Here is a 17,059-nt window from a genome sequence, read left to right on the forward strand (position 1 = left end):
GTTTTGGTGCAGTTTTTCGTCAGTCCGCTCCGATAAGCCGGGCTTCGAGGAGATCGAGTTTTGCGCGCCCATACATTTGGCGCTTGATCAACTTCAGCCGGGTGATCTGGCCTTCAGTCTGGCCGTTCGACCAGGGGTTCGTGATCGCCGCCGCGACGGCGGCGTGGTCCTTTGTGACGCCGCTCGCGAAGGAAGCCAGGAGGCCGGCTTTCGCACGGTCGATCCAGCTGTCGAGTTCGTCTCCGGCCTTCTTGCGGTTCGTGGCTTGGAACGCGGCGACGGCGGCGCGCGCTTCGACAAGCGCAGGAACGCTGTCCTCGATCGCCGCGATCGTCAGTGTCTCCGGCTTCGACAGCGCGTCACGACCAGTCGTCATCAAGTGTGCGATAGTTCTCACCGAGGGCGTACGCCGCAGGCCTGCCTCGTCCATCTTTTCCGAGCGCCGGCGCCGACTCGCCCATTCGGAGACGACACGCAACGATCCGCGAAAACCGGCGGCCTGGAGACGTCGCCACAGTTCAGCGCCATTGTGACAGCCGGCAGCTCATTGCGTGTCGAGCCATGGAAGATGCGGCTCGAGTAAACTCTCCCGCGTGCGGAAAACTTCCGAGCGCTGGCCGCGCAGAATCTTTCGGACAAGCCCTCGACTATGGCCCGTCTCCCGCGCGATCTCTTTGATCGGCGCGCCACGCTCGGCCCGTGCAAGAACGGCGGCGTTGGCTTCTTCGCGGCGCAGATAGCCCTCGTATTAAAGCTTCTCCGCGGCGTTGAGCAGTGCCGGGTCGACGAACGTCGCTCCGAGCCTCCGACGAACCCGGCGCGGTTCAACCCGACGGCCGCCGCCGAAATCCGCTACTCGCTGCCCAGCCACCTGGCCCTGCCCGAGGGACCAAATCGATTTTCTTTCCATACGGCTAAGCTATGGTCTCTCCCCGGGTCGATCAACGGCGCAATAGGAAGCGAGGAAGACCCGCCGGCGGTGCCAGCAAAAGCGCTCGCCACGGCAGAGATTGTCGAATGCGCTGGAAAGGCGCTGGGGGGCGATGTGCATCAGGATGAGGCGGACGAACTGAAGGCGAAGATGCTTTGCCATGCCTGCGTTGGCGAGGCTTATCTGAGTGGCGAGATTGCCAGGGAGGGCGAGTGCGCGAAGTGTTCCTACTGCGGCAAGACGCGGCGCTGTTACGGCGTGGGCGATGTCGCCGAGCGTGTGCAGGTCGCATTCGAGCAGCACTATATTCGCACGTCCGACCAGCCGACGTCGTGGCAGTACACGCTGATGAGCGACCGTGAGTCGAGCTACGACTGGTCACGTGACGGTGAGCCAATCACTGACGCAATAGCGAACGCCGCAGAAATCCCGCAGGAGGCGGCGGAGGACATCCAGCAGATTCTTGAGGCCGAGCACGACGATTTTGATTCCGCCGCGATGGGTGAAGAGACCGAGTTCTCGAGCGACTCCCAATACGAAGAGAAAGGCACGAGCGATCGTGTCTGGCAGGAGGAGTGGCGAAACTTCGAGAGCTCGTTGAAGACTGAGGCACGGTTTTTCAGCCGGACGGCAGCACGTCACCTCGCATCGATCTTCGATGGTATCGATGACCTTCGCACACAAAGCGGCCAGCCCTTGGTGGTGGATGCTGGACCAGGCACGGATTTCCATTCGGTCTATCGAGCGAGGGTGTTTCAGTCCGAGGACAAGCTCGAAGAGGCGCTGTGCCGTCCCGACATCCATCTCGGCTCGCCGCCTGCCTCCGTTGCGGCCGCCGGGCGCATGAATGCCCGCGGCATTTCCGTCTTCTATGGCGCCAACGATTCAAAGGTCGCGATTGCGGAGGTGCGTCCGCCTGTCGGCAGCCAGGTGGCTGTGGCGCGGTTTGAGATCATCAGGCCGCTGCGCCTGCTCGACCTGACGGCGTTGACCGCCGTGAGCGTGACGGGGAGCATTTTCGATCCGGATCATGCCGGCCGGATGGAACGCGCGATGTTTCTGCGGACGCTGAGTGCAAGGATCACAAGGCCGGTCATGCCGGACGACGAGCATTTCGAATATCTGGCGACGCAAGCCGTTGCCGATTTCCTGGCAACCGAGTCGTCGGTTCCGATCGATGGGATCATCTTCCCTTCGGTCCAGGCGGCAGGAGACGTCCTCAACGTAGTGCTGTTTCACAAGGCAGCGCGCGTCGAGGCCTTGGCTTTGCCGAAGGGAACCGAGATCAAGGCGCGAAACGGCCACATGGAAGAGGATGGCTGGGAGGAAGACTACGAGGTGATCGAGGAGGTGCCGCCCGCGCCAAAAGAGCCGGCGGCGGAAGCGAAGCCTAAGCCCGGTTGGCCGGATTTCGCTGCGATGGCCGCGATGCCGTGGGAGCCGCACGACCCGGATTGGCGCGACGCTAGCCTGCGGGTCGTCCTCGATAGTGTGACGGTGCATCAGGTGCGCCGCGTCGAGTTCAAGACCGACGAATTCAACGTCTCGCGCCGGCGCTGGGAGAAGCGGGAGCCTGATTTTTAGGTCTTGCGATGCCGGCCGCACGATGGAGTCGATCGCTCATATGGCCGCCGGAGCGGCCAGGCCGATGTCGTACGCTTGGGTTGACGACGAGAAGTGCGCGCCGCGCGCAAAGGGCGAACGCACGGCCTGCCGCGACTGCGGCGGCCTGCTGAGTGCGGTCATGCCGGTCGAGAACGTCCCCACTGGCGGCACAAGGCTGGAGACTGCGATCGCTGGAGCGAGCCCGAAGGACCGTGGAATCTTGGTTGGAAGGAGCGGTTCGATCTCTCGTGCCGGGAGATCGTCCTGATCGACACTGCGACAGGGGAGCGCCATCGCGCTGACATTTTGTGCGGCGCCGGCACGCCAAGGGCGACGGTGCTGGAGCTGCAGCACTCCTCGATCACAGAGGAGGAACGCGCCGCGAGGGAGGCCTTCTACCGTCAGGAACGCCGGATGTTCTGGCTGATCCACAGCGAAAGCTCCTTCCTCGCGCATGATTTCGGGATGTCGATGGATTTTTCAACGCGCCGCGTCGAGCTCGGCGGCAAGACCTTCGCGGTGATGCATTGGATGGGCGGAGCGTTCAATTCCTCGAAAAATGGAAGCGTGCTCGCGCGCACGTATTCTTCGATTGGGGCGGTCATATTCTCTATCTTGCCAGCGAGACGGCGGCCCAACGATTGGGCGGCCCATTTCAGCGCGGCGAGTTCGCGTTGGGCGAGCTTTCGCGCGATGACTTCATCCGTGCTGTCCACTGGGCCGACTGATCTGCGACGGCAACGCCTTTCGTCCCGAGCTTCTTGGCTTGCCCGGTCTGTTGAGTGTCAGGCGTAGGGGTTGGCGCCGCCGCCGCGGATATCAACGATGTCTCCGCCCTGGATCGCGACGACGGGAAGTCCGGGAAGGCGGCGCAGATTTCGGCCAAGGTGATGCGCAAGCGGGTTTCTGTTCCGAGGTGGCGCCCCGAAAGTGAACAGAGAAAGAACAAACTCTTGACCGAAGGCCGAATCCCATCTACGGTCGAATCTGGGGTTCACCCCATATTTTTTTCTAGGGTGTGTGGTGCAATTCAATCAGGTGCAGCTAAGGGAGACGATCGGCATTTCGGTGGAGACATTTCGCCACTGGAAGCGAGTTCTCCCGCCGTTTTCGTGTCGGAAAAAATTCACGCTCGGAGATCTCCTGGCTGCTGGAGTTTTGAGCCGTCTGACGGATCGCTGTGGTGTACGCGCTGGACATCTCCCTGAAATTTCCCGAGCTGTCGTCGACCTCTGCAACAAGGAACTTTGGGCTTCCCTCCAGGACAAGGTCCTCATCATCGATATCCGAAGGCAGTCGTGCGATGTGGTCAGAAGCGTTGATATCGCTCCGATTCAAGACGCCGTGGTCGTTTGTCCACTTGAAGGAATCATTGCCCAAATCCGAGAAGAGCTATCGCGTAGAATATCTACTGTAGCTCAGCAGCACCTGCGCTTTCCGCCGGTCACCGTCAACGAAGCGCGTTCGCAAAGGCGGCGCGCATGAGCGTTACGCACGTACCTAAGCGCGACGAAACTTGGAAGGACCGGCTGGGGCTTGGCAGCCGCAGTGCACCGGAGTTTTATGAATCCGCTTCGACGGTGGCGGATACGCCGCACGCGCTCGCGATTCGGACCGCACTCGATGAGTTGGGCCTTTCGGCAATCTTCTGCGTCCAGGGTGTGCCAACCATCGCCATTCTCAACATGACATCGTTCGATCCGGCACGCGTCGTCGATCTGCACGGCGCACTCTGGAATCAAGGGTTGGCGAGCCTGCTGCTCGTCACCGCAGGCGATGTTTTGCGTGTGTATTCTCTGGCTCGGAAGCCGCAGAAGGAATGGGGAGAAAACTTCGATCGCCGCTGCCTTATTGAGACCCTGAACGCGGCATCGCAAGCCCTTGAAATACGCGACCTTGTCTATGGTGCCGAGTCTGGCCGGCTTTGGAAAGAACATGCCGACTACTTTCAGACCAAAGAGCGCATCGACCAAGTTCTGCTCGATAATTTAACGCAGTCACACAAGCTGCTCGGCGGGAGTCTTCCGTCGGACGCCGCGCAAGCCCTTTTGATCCAGGCAATGTTCATCGCCTATTTGGAGGATCGAAAGATCATTACACCTGAGTATGTGTTGAGTGCTACTAACAAGGCCGCAGATAGCTTCGCTGCCCTCTTGGCGAAGAGAGACGTGAAGCTATTGAAGCTTCTCTTTGCTACGTTGCGGGACGATTTCAACGGCGATTTGTTCGTAGCTCCTTGCTCCTTTGATCAGCGAGCTAAAGCACCAACTGTTAACGCGTCACATCTTGACGTGATAGCTAGCTTCCGTGCGGGCCGTGAGGAAATGACAAAGGGTTATTACCGTTTCTGGGGATATGATTTTCGATATATCCCTATTGAACTCGTCAGCGCTGTCTATGATCGCTTTCTCGGCGAGAAGGAGGAGGATCGCAAAGCACAAGGCGCGTACTACACGCCTATGTACCTTGCGGATACCGTCGTATCCCAGCTCTGGGATGTGTTGCCGCCAGAGGTGAAGGACAAAGGGCAATTCCTTGATCCAGCTTGCGGCTCAGGCGTTTTTCTGGTGCGTTCATTCCAACGCCTTTGTGAACACTGGCGTGTGAAGCATCAGTCAAAAAAGATCCGATGGCCAAGCCTTCTCGCCATTCTGCGGCGAATTCACGGCTGGGACTTGAACGGTGGCGCGGTGCGCGTCGCTGTATTCTCGCTGTATGTGGCTTTGCTTGAAGAGGTCGACCCCCCAGATTTGCAAGCGTTGATTAAGAATAAGAAGATACTTCCAGAGTTGTGGGAAGGTACGTTGGTTCAGCGTGATTTCTTTGATGCGTTGGAAAAAGAGGGGACGTCCTTCGATGTAGTCGTCGGCAACCCGCCTTGGACCAGCCGGCGCGGACCAGACCGGTCTTCGGTGCATTGGTGCAGGAAAAACAGCCTGCCGATGCCCGATCGCGAGGATGCGTGGGCCTTTGTGTGGAAGGCTCTACGCCATCTCAAGAGTGATGGCCAAGTGGCATTTCTGCTTCCGGCGATGGGATTTCTACATAACATCGCGGACACATCTCTCGCTGCACGTAAGCTGTTCATGGGCAGGAGTCGTGTTCTCCGCATCATCAATTTCGCGGATCTACGCTTCCAATTGTTCGACAGTGCCATACGTCCGACTGCGCTCTTTCTCTTCGGCCCTAACTCGGTCGAGAATGCGGAATATCGCTTCGAGTACTGGGCACCCAAGGCGGACTTGAACCTTCAGATCAAGCGTACCATTACGCTGAGCAGCGCGGACCGCGTGATCATGAACTCGGCGACAGCCGCGTCTGATGTGTTGGCTTTCAAGCATCGCCTTTGGATGCGAGAGCCTGACGCAAAGCTATTCGCCTATCTTTCGACACTTCCCAAGCTTAGCGCGCTCGTGAAGGAATATAAGGAGTTCAGCCGTCGGCGTCTGAGTGCCGCGGGCCATTGGGTGATCGGCGTTGGCTACAAGCCATATCACGACGTCGATGACGAGCGATCTACGGTGGATCACTCCACGAGTAAGTTCGTGGGCATTCTGCCCGATTTGCCGATTGACTCCTTCACATCGGTTTCGCAGGTCACGACTGGCTTGCGGCCGGCCGCTTCGAAGCTTGTCCACCGGAAGGGATTCGAAGAAGCATTTAGAGGAGCGCGTATCCTCGTCCCCCGGACTATTTCTCTAGGTCGTTTACGTGCTTCGTACACTGAAGCGGACCTGACGTTCCAGGATATTATTCTTGGTATCACCGTGCCGGATGGGGAGAAAGAGCGGGGCAAGCTCTTGGTTGCGCTGCTGAATAGTAAAATAGCGGCCTGGTATTCGTTCCATGGGACTGCGTCCTTCGGCTCAGAACGCCCTGAGGTCAAGCAGTCCGGGGTGGTCCAATTGCCGTTCCCCGCACTCCATGATCTGCCAGAACCCGAGCGTGCGCAGGTGGCTGCTGCTAATCTCGTGGCGCTTGTAAACCGCGAGATTACCAAGGCGAACGCTCCTCTCGTGCTGGATAGCGGTCAAGATTCGCTGCTTTCTGAAATCGATAAGTGGGCTTACGAGTATTTCTGCCTGTCTCAAGATGAGATTGTCCTCATCGAGGACATGATCGAGTGCATCATACCGGCAGTTCAGCCACACCAAGGGAGCTTCCCCGAATTGTGGAAGGCGCCGACGGAGAAGGAGCGACAGCAATACGCGACATGGCTGATCAATAGCACCGCAGAATGGCTGCAGCCCGATACGCCGCTTCACGCAAGCTTGGAGGCGAGCAATGCCGACTTGGGCGTGCTGCGACTGTCGTTCAGCGACTCAACCAAGAGCTCAGCTTATGCAGAGAAAGATGCCATTCTAGTTAGCGACGCGCTCTCGAAAATCATGCAGCACGTTCGCCAGCCGATCGCCGGCAATTTTCAGTTGATGCCAGACCTCCGGCTCTTCATCGATAAGGATCTTTACCTTGTGAAGCCGATGCAACGGCGCTTTTGGCTCCGTTCGACGGCGCTCGCCGACTCGGATGCGATTGCGGGGGATTTGCAGCACGCTATTGATGTCGATGCCCGGAGAGCGAGTGTCGGATGACCCTTGGCGACGCTCACGAGTGGAAAGCCCGGTTCATTTCGCTCGATGAGCGGCTATTGCGCCGCATTTTGCACGTCTGGCCTACGTGCTTGGCGCTTCTTCCTGAGCAACCGGAAGAAGACAGCATTACCATCAATCTCGTTGCTTTGTTGTCGCAGGACGCCGTTGTTCGGCGAATATGTTATTTTATTGTCTATCAACATGAGCCGTTCGGAACGCACACTAACGGAGCTAAGTACAGCAAAGGGAAGATCGACCTGGCTGTTCTTCTGGATCAGGAGCGCGAACGCTATGTCGCGTACGAGTGCAAGCGCCTCAATGTGATTCATGGCGGGACGCGTGGCTCGCTCGCGACACGCTACGTGAGAGACGGCATGATGAGATTCCTGACCGAGCAGTATGCAGAAGGCCTGCCTGTTGGCTGCATGCTGGGATATGTGATGGACGGTGACTTGACCTTCGCAACCGAGCAAATTAACGGCGCGATCAAGGCAAATAAGTCGGCACTCGGAAGTATTGAGGAACTACCGACCAGCCAAGCGTTTCAGGGGGCCAAGCGTTTCTCTACGCTTCATCAACGCGCCAGCACCTCAATCATCGAACTTCGGCACGTGCTATTGCCGTTCAAGGTTAGTCAGGCCGCTAACGCGGCATTGCCGTGTGCGCATGCTGTCATTGACTGAAATTCGAGCGGCTCAAGACAGGAATCTTGAAGAGTAGCGTCGAAGGCGCTTGCGTCATTCGGCCGCCGCTGCTGGAACCAAGACGTCTGTTGCTTCCCAATTTTCCCCTTGCCCTATCCCCACGCCGTAGACCGGTGTAGGCTGCAGGGGCGGCGGTTGCCAGTTAGGGTTCGCGACGTGATTTGAGCTCTTTGCGGATTTTGACGAGTTCGACGAGGTTCTCGACGCCGAAGTCGGTGAAGGCGAGGATCTCATGATCGCCGCGCCATCGACCCAGATCACTCCGTCCTCCGGTTCCATTTCGTGGTCGTGCCCCCCTCCGGTGGTGTAGCAGTTCGGGAGCAAACCGCTCGCGAAGCGCGCTTTTCATAACCGCGAGCGGCTTGCGGTGGCCACCGGCGATGTCGGCCGCGGCGGCGCCACGCGCCGGCGGTGCCGCCCATGACGGATAAGCGAATAAAATCAATTGTTGGATGGTTGTTCCGCGTCGAGGCAGGAGGCGCGCGCCGGACGCCGGCGGGCGGGCCGGCGGCGGCGCGGCGACGGGATCGATCGGGTCGGAGGGGTCGAATCGGCGCATGCGGGAATCGCAGCCGAAGGCGGCGTTTTAGTGGGTGCTTTCGCGGCGGAACCGCCGCGCTTGTCGGGCCGATTCCATGTCCGATAATCTGCGCTTATCGGACGTGATTCGAAGACGCCGCATTTCCGGGGCTGCGGACGCGATTTCGCCTGTCAGCCGAGCGGAATTGTTGAGACTCAAGGGGTTAGCTGAGAGAAAGAGTCGCTTTCGTGAGACCGAGTCTCATGAAAACCGATTCAACGCAGCTAGTAACATACTGAAATAACAGTCGTTCTTTTCCACGTCGGCTCGTTCACGTGGCGCTTCCGCGTGGTCTCACGATTTCCGATTCAATTCGCCGTAAGTCATTGAAAATCTGGTCGGCCCCGTTCATTGGGCAGGAGCCCTTGTCCAGGCAGTCGCACGATTTCCGCTCTGCTTTCCGCAGACCGGCCCCGGAACTCATGGCGGCTTCCGAGCGCTTCGACGAGAGGGCCCCTCGCACACTGATCGCAGGCCGTCACATCGGGTGGATTTCGGCGCAAAAGGCTTGTCTGTGCGCCTTTTCGGCTTCGGTGCTTCCAGGCGCTTCGAAGCCGAATTAACGCCTCACGGGCTCGCAAAATCGGTCGATAAAACACGCCTGCAACTGGTCAGTTGCTCACAGCCGTCGTGAGTGTACAAACGGCTCCAAAACGCCCCCCGAGAGCCCCGATTCGACCCATGATCGCCCCTCCCCCGCTCCGACCCGCCCGCCGCCTCGTCGGCTACGCCCGCGTCTCGACGGACGAGCAGGCGACCGACGCCCAGCTCGACGAGCTGCGCGCCACCGGCTGCTCGATCGTCCACGAGGAGCACGGCTCTGGCGCCTCGCGCGCGCGGCCCGTGCTCGCCAAGCTCATGCGCGAGATCAAGCGCGGCGATGTGCTCGTCGTCGTGCGCCTCGACCGGCTGGCGCGCTCGGTCAGCCATCTGCTGCAGGTCATCGAGACGCTCGAGGAGCGCGGCGCGCATTTCAAGTCCTTGAGCGATCCGATCGACACCTCGACGCCGCAGGGCATGTTTTCGTTGCAGGTGCTCGGAGCCGTCGCCCAGCTCGAGCGCGCGCTGATCGCCGAGCGGACCAGGGCCGGCATCAAGGCGGCCAAGGCGCGCGGAAGACTTCCCGGCAATCCCGGGTTGCGCGAGAGGCGCGGCGAGGCGATCCGAGCAACCGCCGCCGCGCGCGATCGCGTCTATCTCGGCGATCTCATCAACGCCGCGCCGAGCTTTCTGCCGATCGTGCAGCGCATGCGGCCGCAGCACTGCTGGGGCGACGTGGTCCGCGTGCTCGAGCACAAGGGCCAGAGCTGGACGGTCGAGCGGCTGCGCCGCTCGGTGCGCCGCCTCGTGCGCGAGCGCCTGGCGTCGCCCGAGCTGATCGAGCGCGCGCCGCGCCGGCCGCCGGAAGATCGGCTGATGACGCTCGTCGCCGGCATCGCCATCGCCGATCCGGCGCTGACGCTGCGCGAGATCGCCGCCCAGCTCGAGCGCATGCGGGAGCGCACGCCGCGCGGCGGCCATCAATGGGCGGCTTCCTCGGTCAAACATCTTCTCGATCGTGCGCGCCGGCTGGGCCTCGTCGTCCCCGATCGACTCGAAGCCTGAGGCCTTCGAGCTCCGCCTGCGCCAACGCCTGCAAGCGATCGAGCCGCTCCTCGACCGGAAGATGACGCAAGCTCGCTTCGTGCTCGGCGACGAGGAGACGGGCGACATCGTCGAACTCATCATTACATCCAGACCTCGGCGTCGGCCTCGGCGCACGATCGACCACGGCTCGCCGCCAAGGCGTAGAGGCGCCCCCGCTCCGAACGCGGCGCCGCGCGCGATCGATGGCGGCCCGCAGATGCGCCGGCCAGGCGGCGAGCTCGTCTTCGATGCGGCGGCGTCCGAAGTCATCGCAGCGCTGCAGAATGCACACAGCGGCTTCGACGGGGAAAGCGATCGTCCGGCCGAGCCCGATCGCCACCGCGCGCCGCTCCACGGCCCGCGCCGACGCCAACGCTTGAAACTCCCGCGGCAATCGACGGTCGCAGACCGCGACGGCACGGTCGTATTCGGGCACGACGCAGCTCAACGCGAGCCGCGGATAGGTTCGGACCGGCTCCTTTTGCAGCTCGGCGCGTATCCAGGATGACGCGCCCGCGAGCTCCCAGGGCGCGGCGGGCGAAGGCGATCGACAAGGAGCGAGCAGCAGATTCATCACAGCCGCGGTCGTCGGCGTCGTCTCGTCGGCGCCCATCGCCAGGGCGCGCCAATATCTCGCGCCGCGGCGCGCCGACGCTTCGTCGCTGAGAACCCCGACGCCGTCGATGTCGGCGCTCTTCAGGCGGCCGCCGTGCTTCGCGCACCAGAACGCGAAGGGATGGGTCCATTCCCGGAGCCGCGGCGCCGCGCGCGGCCTCGCCTCGCCGACGCAAGCCGGGCAAATCTCGCGGCTTTCGACGTCGATGAAGCCTCGCAACGTCTCCGGGGCGTCACGAAAGGTCATCTGCGACAGTCGCGCCACGGAGACGCCCGTCGCAGCGACGAGACGGGCGATGTCGTCGGCGTGCGGATCGAGATCGAGATCGTGGATTCGCTTCGTGCGCAAACCAATGTGCGCGACGAGCGCGTCAGGAGAGACGAGATAGATCGCCGCCGTTCGCGTCAGCCAGGAGGACAGGCGCTCGTCGACCTCGGTCTTCGCGAGGACTGGCAAGGGAACGCCGGTCTCCGCCGCCACGACTCAGGACGCCAACTCCGGCGTCGGCGAAGCGACGCGGCGCTCGAAAATGTCGGCGGGCGTGATCCGCTCGGCGCCGCTGGCGATCGCCTCGACGGCGAGATCGGTGGTCAGCCGAAAGATCGCCGACGTGACGCCGCCCGTCACCTCGACGATCCGCTTCAGCGCGCTCTCTCCGAGCTCGGTCGGCGCCCGCAACGGCAATGTGCGCAGCAAGCTGCCCATCAGGCCATGGAAATCGGCGTCGTAGCGCCACGGCGGCAAGCCGAAAGGATCGAAGCGGCTGTTCAGATGGGCGTCGCCGCGAATGGCGTCGCGGGCCTCGTGCGAGCCGAGGCAGACGAGCGGAATGCGCAGCTCGTTGCCGAGGAAGCGCAAGAGATTGAGCATGCGCCGCTGCTCCCGATTGCTGCCGGCCATCAGATTCTGCACCTCGTCGATCACCAGCATCCGCGGCTTGACTTCCCCGAGCAGGAATAGAGCCTGTGTCTCCAGTTGACCGAGCGTGGCGCGCGTCGGCGGCAGCGCGCCGATCACGGCCAGCAAGCGGTGATAGAAGCGGCCTTCGTCTGGCGACGGGATCATCTGCAAGACGATGACCGGCTTGCGGTGGACGCCGCTCGCCGCGTCGAAAACCGGCGGATGCGCCCGCGCGAATTTTTCAACGATCATCGTCTTGCCCATGCCGGAGGGCCCGAAAATCAACAAATTCGGCATCCGCGCTCGCTTGGGGAACAGAAAAAGCTCGTCGAGACGGGCGAGCGCTTCACGCGCCCGCGGATAGTCGACCCACCGATCCGCCCGTATGCGTTCGATGCGCTCGCGCTGCGACAGGTCGGCGAGACTCCGCAGCGCGGGGTCGAGATGCGCGTATTCGGTCATTCCCATTCCTCGACCGGAAAATACGGCAGCGCGATCGGTTGTTCGTCGATCGGCGGCGATGCCGGCGCCGGAAGCGCCGGCCGCTCCGAAAGATGGACGCGGCGCGCGCGCAGCTTGCGCATCTCGGTCGTGTCGCGCACGGCGTTGTCGACCAGGGCGCGCTGCGCTGCGATGGCCTGAAAGATCAATTCTTCGTCGACTTCCCGCCGGCCCTGCGCCCTCAGAGCGCGTAGCGCCGCCCGCTGCTCCCACAGCGTGATGGCCGGGCGCAACAGATTGCGCGTCGGCGCCGCGACATATCCTTCGCCCAGCCGCACGAACACCCGTTGCAGGTCGCGCGGATCGTATTTGACGATCAGCTTGTCGTCGCCGCGCCCGATCCACGGGGCAAATGCATCCGACCAGTAGCAGATGTTGTGCAGATGGATGCCGGTCCGGCGCAGCACGCGGGTCTCGAAGGGCAGGAAATCGAGAAGAAAACCGAGAAGATCGCGCGGGCGCCGCTCCTGGCGCATCGGATTCGCCTCATGCCAAGCCGCGATCGGAGGCCGGCCCAGGCCGCGATGCACACCGCCGTGATAAGGGCCGACGATCTCGAGCGCGAGATAGGTTTCCAGCTCGCGCATCGTCATGACGGCGCGCGCCTCTGGATCGTAGTCGCCCTTGTCGGCCACGCTGGAAAAATGCGTGCCGGGCACCAAGTGAACGCTGCCCATCATCGTTCCGATCAGCCGCTCGATATGGCCGCCGAAGCGAGGCGTTCCCGGCGGCCGATAGGTGAGCGTGACGCCGTGATCGGCGCAGCCGCGCTTGAAGGCGCGCGCGTGGAATTCCGCGCCATTGTCGACATGGATGCATTCAGGCAAGCCGCTGGTCGGCCACTCCGCCGTGATGCCGCGCTCGGCCAGCCAAGCCGTCTTGTCCATCACCGCGTGCGTCAGACACAGCGCCACCGAGGTCACGGACGGCGCCTCCAACGACAGATAGAACCCCACGACCATGCGCGTGAACACGTCGACGCCGATGGTCAGAATCGGACGCCCGATCGGCAGACGTTCGACCGGATCGACAACGGTCACGTCGACCTTGGTGTGGTCGATCTGCACGATCTGCATCGCCCGTTCGGCGGCGAAGTTTCCTGGAAGACCCAAAAACCGCGCCTCCGCGCGCGACTTTCCCTCTCGCTGCCGCGTCATGGCTTCGGCATCGAGCGTCGCAAGATAGGCCTTGAGCCGCCGGATCGACGGCGGCGTCAGCTCGTTTGCCCGGCAATCGGTCAAAATCCGCTTCCAGAGCCGCGTCAGCGTCGGCTTCTCCGGCGTGGCGTAAAAGTTCGTGACATTGTCATCGACGATCGCCTTGAGATCCGGCGCGAAGGCGTCGACGCCCGCCCGGCGTCCAGACTTTCGATTGAGCAGCGCCGCCGCACGCTCCTCGCCTCGATATCGCTTCAGCCAACGAAACAGCGTCGCTCGGCTGACCTCGAGCTCCCTCGTGGCGTCGCCGATTTCCGCCGCGGTCGGTCGCGGGGATAAACGACGGAGAAGGTCCGCGCGCGCAAGCACGCCTCGCCACTCCTGCTCGTCGACCTCGTCGCGTTCGGCGGTCATCAAACGGATCTTCGTTTTCAGATAGTCTCACGATATCCGAATCACGTGACAGTCCAGTCTCAACAAAAGCGACTCGGTCTCATGAAAACCGAATCTCCCAACCCTTTGAAAACGCCCAATCGGGAGTCTCATGAAAAACGGTCAGCTGACACAGCCCCCGAAAATCGAATTCAGGCGTCGGAATTTGCGCTGGTTGATTGGACTGGCTTCGCGCCGGTTCGGTAGACTGTGTCGGAAGCCGAAATTTGTGGGATTCGGCGCGCAGCGCGGCGGGATCGCGCGTAATTTCGGAATTTCGATTCACAATTTGTGGGACGAACAGATCCGGAATTTATGGGAGTCGCGCATAATTTGTGGAACTGCGCCGCAATCGACGCCGATTTGGCCGACCCCGAGAGCCGCCATCACATTGCGGATTTGCTTGCCCGAAGGCCGCTCGGGGAGCTCCGAGAGAACTTCCGCCCGCCGTTGCGCCGCGGTCTACTCTCGCAGGGCGGTGCTATCGACAGCCCCGGACAGCCTTGCCGTGTCGCAGAAATCTGGTTCCAGAAATTACGAATCGAACGCGACGCTAGTCCCAGAAATTGTGATTCGCTCCCGAAATTGTGCAACAGCAAACTCCAGCGATTCCAATGACCGCGAGTTCCAGAAATTGCGACGATCCGACAGCTGGCGAAGCCCGGATATTCGTGCATCGCCCTCTCGAGAACGGCGGGGCGGACCCCGAGGTCGGCGGCCGCGATCGCCGCCGAAGCGGCGCGACGGGTTTTCGTTCGGGCCCGCCATCCCGGCGGCCACGGCGTCGTTTCGCACTGACCAGTAGACCGTCGCCCGGGGAGCGGCGTGACCAGGCGGACCCACTTTCGAACCGCACGCCCCGCCGGCGCCTTGCATTTGGCTACCCCTTTGGGGTATGCATCGACTATGAATTCGCCCGCCCTCATCACCGTCGTCGAGACAGAAACCTATCTGGCGCGCGCGACGGAGATCATGAGCGAAGCCGAGAGAACGGCCGTCATCGATATGATCGCGGCCGACCCTCGAGCCGGTGATTTGATCCAAGGCACGGGCGGCATGCGGAAGGTCCGCGTTCCGCTGGGCGGAAAAGGAAAACGAGGCGGCGCCCGCCTCATCACATTTTTTCACGACGCCGACATGCCGTGCTTTCTGATCACGGTCTACGCCAAGAACGTGCAAGCAGACCTCGATCCCAGACAGCGCAAAGCGGCGACGGCGCTCACCGACGCGATCCGCGCCCAATTCCGGAGATAGGACGATGGACGGCAAAGATTTCGAAAGCATGATCTCGGGTCTCGAAGACGCTCTCGCCTACGCCAAAGGAAAGCCGAGCGCAGGAACCCGCGCGCACAAGCTGAAGATCGATCGGAGCTTCATCGCCGAGACGCGCCTCAAAGCGGGATTGACGCAGGAAGAATTTGCGAAGGTCACGGGCGCGTCGCTGGGAACCGTGCGCAAGTGGGAGCGCGGCGAGCGCTCCCCTTCCGGCGCTGCAGGAATGCTGGTGAGAATTCTGGCGCGCGACCCGGCTCTGGTGATCCAGGAGGCCGGAATTGGCGAGAGAACGCCGCGCAAAGGACAGCGTCGCGCCAAAACAGCAGCGTGAAAGACGTCACGCTGCTGAGTGCAACTGGCGCGCGGGCACGCCCCGCCGAACTCTTCATCGAGTTCGGCCCTACCCTACCCGCGCCAAGGAACGATCGAGTGGCCCCACGATCGACACGGTCGTCCGAAACTGGGCGTCGCATTTGTCCGCCGCCGGCCGGCCGCGTGACGCAGAGGGGTGACGAGCGACGGCAACGACAGTCGGTGACGCCCGATCGCGACGATGACAGACCAGCGTCTCGCCAACGCCGAATGCCCTTTGCAGACCTCCAGCGGCGCGCAAATGTTGCTTGGGGACTCCTTTTATCCGGCAGACTTTCGCAGGCGCGCTGCCTTCGCGGCCTTGCCGCGCAACAAGGCCATCAGCACAGGCCCGAGCGAGAACTCCCCTGCCCTCGCCTTTTCGGTCAGTACGCGGAGATAACCACCGGCGCTCTTGATCTCATCTCCGCGTTGCAGGATCGCGGCGATGACGATGGAGGCGTCATGCTCACCCAAGACGTCCAAAGCTTGCGACCAAGCGTCTGGCGAAACGCCGAGCGCCGAGCGCACCGTCGCCCCCGCCGCCGCCAGGTCTCGCCATGAGGAAATTTCGCCGCGCTTGCCGTAATCGACGATGTCTGGACAGGCCTCCAGCACCATGCCGAGAGGATAGGTTCGAAGCGGCGGTTTGGGATCGACAGTCCGACAGCGTTCCGACGACATTCCTGGCGCACGAGCGATCGGTTCCGCGCCCTCTTCGACCTTTGGCTCAGGCGGATTGGCCCTGCCTTTTTGAAGGCTAGGTTCAAGATCAGAAAGTTTTGTAGTTTGATTCTGTATGTGACGCTCAGTTTGAGACTCATTGCCGCTCATATTTTGAGCTTTTACGTGCGTTTCCAGCGACTTGTGGATTTCGGTCGCCAGCGTGGCCAGCTCGCCCGCCAGAGCCTCCAAATTGGTGTGCGTAAGCCCTCGCCCATAGCGCCCCGAGAGCGCCGCATAGCGCTGATGCGCGTCGTCCCAGTCGCCCGAAACGCCCTCCTCCAATCCAGTCTCGATCATTTTGATGATGTCGCGTCGAATGAGCGTGATCTTTTCCCGCAGCAGCGCGATCGCGCGGTTCTCGGCCCGCACCTCCTCGGCGAGATTCTCGATTTCGCTCGAGCGCGCGACGAGCGGCGCGAGGTCGAAGCCGAAAGCGTCCTCTATGGCTCCCCCCTGCCCTTTCCGGGCGAAGCGTTTACCGTTCGGGGAGTCTCGGCGGATGATCAAGCCTGCGTCGACGAGGCAGGCGAGATGCCGCCGCAGCGTTGCTGGCGCCATGCCGTGGGCGCGAATCGACAGCTCCCTGTTCGAAGGGAATACGACGATGCCGGGGGCCGCTTCGCCGTCACCCGAATCGCGCTTGGGCAAAGAGAGAGCGGTCTCCTGATGGAAACTCAAAAGCGCGTGCAATACCGATAGCGCGCGCTCGGTGACGCCGAGCGGCTCTTTGGCTTCGGTGAGCGCCCGAAACAGCCGCCATTTGTGGACGACGGTTTCGGATGCGCCAGGCTTGGTGGTGAAATTCTCGGTTGCCGCCTGTCTTGCCACCATGGCAAGCGACAGCGGCCGCCGCCCAAAGGGCGTCGTTGGTTGTATCTGCATGATCCTTTGCCTCGTTCAGGCAAAAGAAATCTGCTCACCAAAACGGCGCCGACTCTTGACAGCGATTCGCGGAAGTGGGATTCTCTTAGTTGCGACACTATGAGAAGGGCTTCCGGGACGACGTTTCGGGGGCCTTTTTCTTTTGCGATGGACTCCTTTGCAAATCGTGGAACGAACTCAA

13 protein-coding genes are annotated in these 17,059 nt (G+C 61.8%); 7 read left to right on the forward strand and 6 right to left on the reverse strand.

Features of this window, described 5'->3' with window-relative positions; all coding sequences use genetic code 11:
• Positions 1-19: 19 nt before the first annotated feature.
• Positions 20-478, reverse strand: a complete 459-nt coding sequence (locus tag METLW3_RS0124200) for a transposase (RefSeq protein WP_084484992.1) — start codon at positions 476-478, stop codon at positions 20-22.
• 171 nt (positions 479-649) lie between these two features.
• On the opposite strand from METLW3_RS0124200, the gene METLW3_RS0124205 reads away from it, so the two are divergent.
• From METLW3_RS0124205 to METLW3_RS0124225, 4 genes are all read left to right on the forward strand, one after another.
• A complete protein-coding gene (locus METLW3_RS0124205) occupies positions 650-2,515 on the forward strand; it encodes an RES family NAD+ phosphorylase (protein WP_245267512.1) in 1,866 nt (621 codons plus the stop codon).
• A 93-nt stretch (positions 2,516-2,608) separates the two neighbouring features.
• Positions 2,609-3,331: a hypothetical protein gene (locus tag METLW3_RS26580; RefSeq protein ID WP_245267513.1), complete on the forward strand. Its 723-nt coding sequence runs from the start codon at positions 2,609-2,611 to the stop codon at positions 3,329-3,331.
• 686 nt (positions 3,332-4,017) lie between these two features.
• Entirely contained in the window at positions 4,018-7,128 is a 3,111-nt protein-coding gene (locus tag METLW3_RS0124220; protein ID WP_024882294.1) for an N-6 DNA methylase, read from the forward strand.
• The gene (locus METLW3_RS0124225; protein WP_024882295.1) at positions 7,125-7,811 is read left to right on the forward strand and encodes a hypothetical protein; all 687 of its coding nucleotides are present in this window, start codon (positions 7,125-7,127) and stop codon (positions 7,809-7,811) included. Before METLW3_RS0124220 ends, METLW3_RS0124225 begins: the two co-directional genes overlap by 4 nt.
• A 163-nt stretch (positions 7,812-7,974) precedes the next feature.
• On the opposite strand, the gene METLW3_RS28990 is transcribed toward METLW3_RS0124225, so the two are convergent.
• The gene (locus tag METLW3_RS28990; protein WP_198022910.1) at positions 7,975-8,391 is read right to left on the reverse strand and encodes a hypothetical protein; all 417 of its coding nucleotides are present in this window, start codon (positions 8,389-8,391) and stop codon (positions 7,975-7,977) included.
• 702 nt (positions 8,392-9,093) lie between these two features.
• Here METLW3_RS28990 and METLW3_RS0124230 point away from each other — a divergent pair.
• Entirely contained in the window at positions 9,094-10,017 is a 924-nt protein-coding gene (locus METLW3_RS0124230; protein WP_024882296.1) for a recombinase family protein, read from the forward strand.
• Here METLW3_RS0124230 and METLW3_RS0124235 read toward each other — a convergent pair.
• From METLW3_RS0124235 to METLW3_RS0124245, 3 genes are read right to left on the reverse strand one after another with little or no spacing between them, the layout of a single operon-like run.
• The gene (locus METLW3_RS0124235; RefSeq protein WP_024882297.1) at positions 9,953-11,134 is read right to left on the reverse strand and encodes a TniQ family protein; all 1,182 of its coding nucleotides are present in this window, start codon (positions 11,132-11,134) and stop codon (positions 9,953-9,955) included. The genes METLW3_RS0124230 and METLW3_RS0124235 overlap by 65 nt on opposite strands.
• 3 nt (positions 11,135-11,137) lie before the next feature.
• Positions 11,138-12,016 (reverse strand): TniB family NTP-binding protein, encoded by an 879-nt coding sequence (locus METLW3_RS0124240; RefSeq protein WP_024882298.1) that lies wholly within the window; start codon positions 12,014-12,016, stop codon positions 11,138-11,140.
• Positions 12,013-13,626 (reverse strand): Mu transposase C-terminal domain-containing protein, encoded by a 1,614-nt coding sequence (locus tag METLW3_RS0124245; protein ID WP_036310459.1) that lies wholly within the window; start codon positions 13,624-13,626, stop codon positions 12,013-12,015. Before METLW3_RS0124245 ends, METLW3_RS0124240 begins: the two co-directional genes overlap by 4 nt.
• Positions 13,627-14,469: 843 nt before the next feature.
• Here METLW3_RS0124245 and METLW3_RS0124250 point away from each other — a divergent pair.
• Both METLW3_RS0124250 and METLW3_RS0124255 read left to right on the forward strand, forming a co-directional pair.
• Complete coding sequence (locus tag METLW3_RS0124250; RefSeq protein WP_245267514.1) at positions 14,470-14,898, forward strand: type II toxin-antitoxin system RelE/ParE family toxin; 429 nt, start codon at positions 14,470-14,472, stop codon at positions 14,896-14,898.
• Between the two features lie 4 nt (positions 14,899-14,902).
• Positions 14,903-15,250, forward strand: a complete 348-nt coding sequence (locus tag METLW3_RS0124255; protein WP_024882301.1) for a helix-turn-helix domain-containing protein — start codon at positions 14,903-14,905, stop codon at positions 15,248-15,250.
• Between the two features lie 302 nt (positions 15,251-15,552).
• Here the strand turns inward: METLW3_RS0124255 and repC are convergent, their stop codons facing one another.
• A complete protein-coding gene (repC, locus tag METLW3_RS0124260) occupies positions 15,553-16,878 on the reverse strand; it encodes a plasmid replication protein RepC (protein WP_084484994.1) in 1,326 nt (441 codons plus the stop codon).
• Positions 16,879-17,059: the final 181 nt, after the last annotated feature.

It is taken from the genome of Methylosinus sp. LW3 (assembly GCF_000527115.1).
Classification (GTDB): domain Bacteria; phylum Pseudomonadota; class Alphaproteobacteria; order Rhizobiales; family Beijerinckiaceae; genus Methylosinus.

Excerpts from the sequence above, each read along its gene's own strand:
- METLW3_RS0124220 (WP_024882294.1), top strand. The coding sequence starts at position 4,018 with ATGAGCGTTACGCACGTACCTAAGCGCGACGAAACTTGGAAGGACCGG.
- repC (WP_084484994.1), bottom strand. The coding sequence starts at position 16,878 with ATGCAGATACAACCAACGACGCCCTTTGGGCGGCGGCCGCTGTCGCTT.
- METLW3_RS0124225 (WP_024882295.1), top strand. The coding sequence starts at position 7,125 with ATGACCCTTGGCGACGCTCACGAGTGGAAAGCCCGGTTCATTTCGCTC.
- METLW3_RS28990 (WP_198022910.1), bottom strand. The coding sequence starts at position 8,391 with ATGCGCCGATTCGACCCCTCCGACCCGATCGATCCCGTCGCCGCGCCG.
- METLW3_RS0124205 (WP_245267512.1), top strand. The coding sequence starts at position 650 with ATGGCCCGTCTCCCGCGCGATCTCTTTGATCGGCGCGCCACGCTCGGC.
- METLW3_RS0124240 (WP_024882298.1), bottom strand. The coding sequence starts at position 12,016 with ATGACCGAATACGCGCATCTCGACCCCGCGCTGCGGAGTCTCGCCGAC.
- METLW3_RS0124245 (WP_036310459.1), bottom strand. The coding sequence starts at position 13,626 with ATGACCGCCGAACGCGACGAGGTCGACGAGCAGGAGTGGCGAGGCGTG.
- METLW3_RS0124230 (WP_024882296.1), top strand. The coding sequence starts at position 9,094 with ATGATCGCCCCTCCCCCGCTCCGACCCGCCCGCCGCCTCGTCGGCTAC.
- METLW3_RS0124255 (WP_024882301.1), top strand. The coding sequence starts at position 14,903 with ATGGACGGCAAAGATTTCGAAAGCATGATCTCGGGTCTCGAAGACGCT.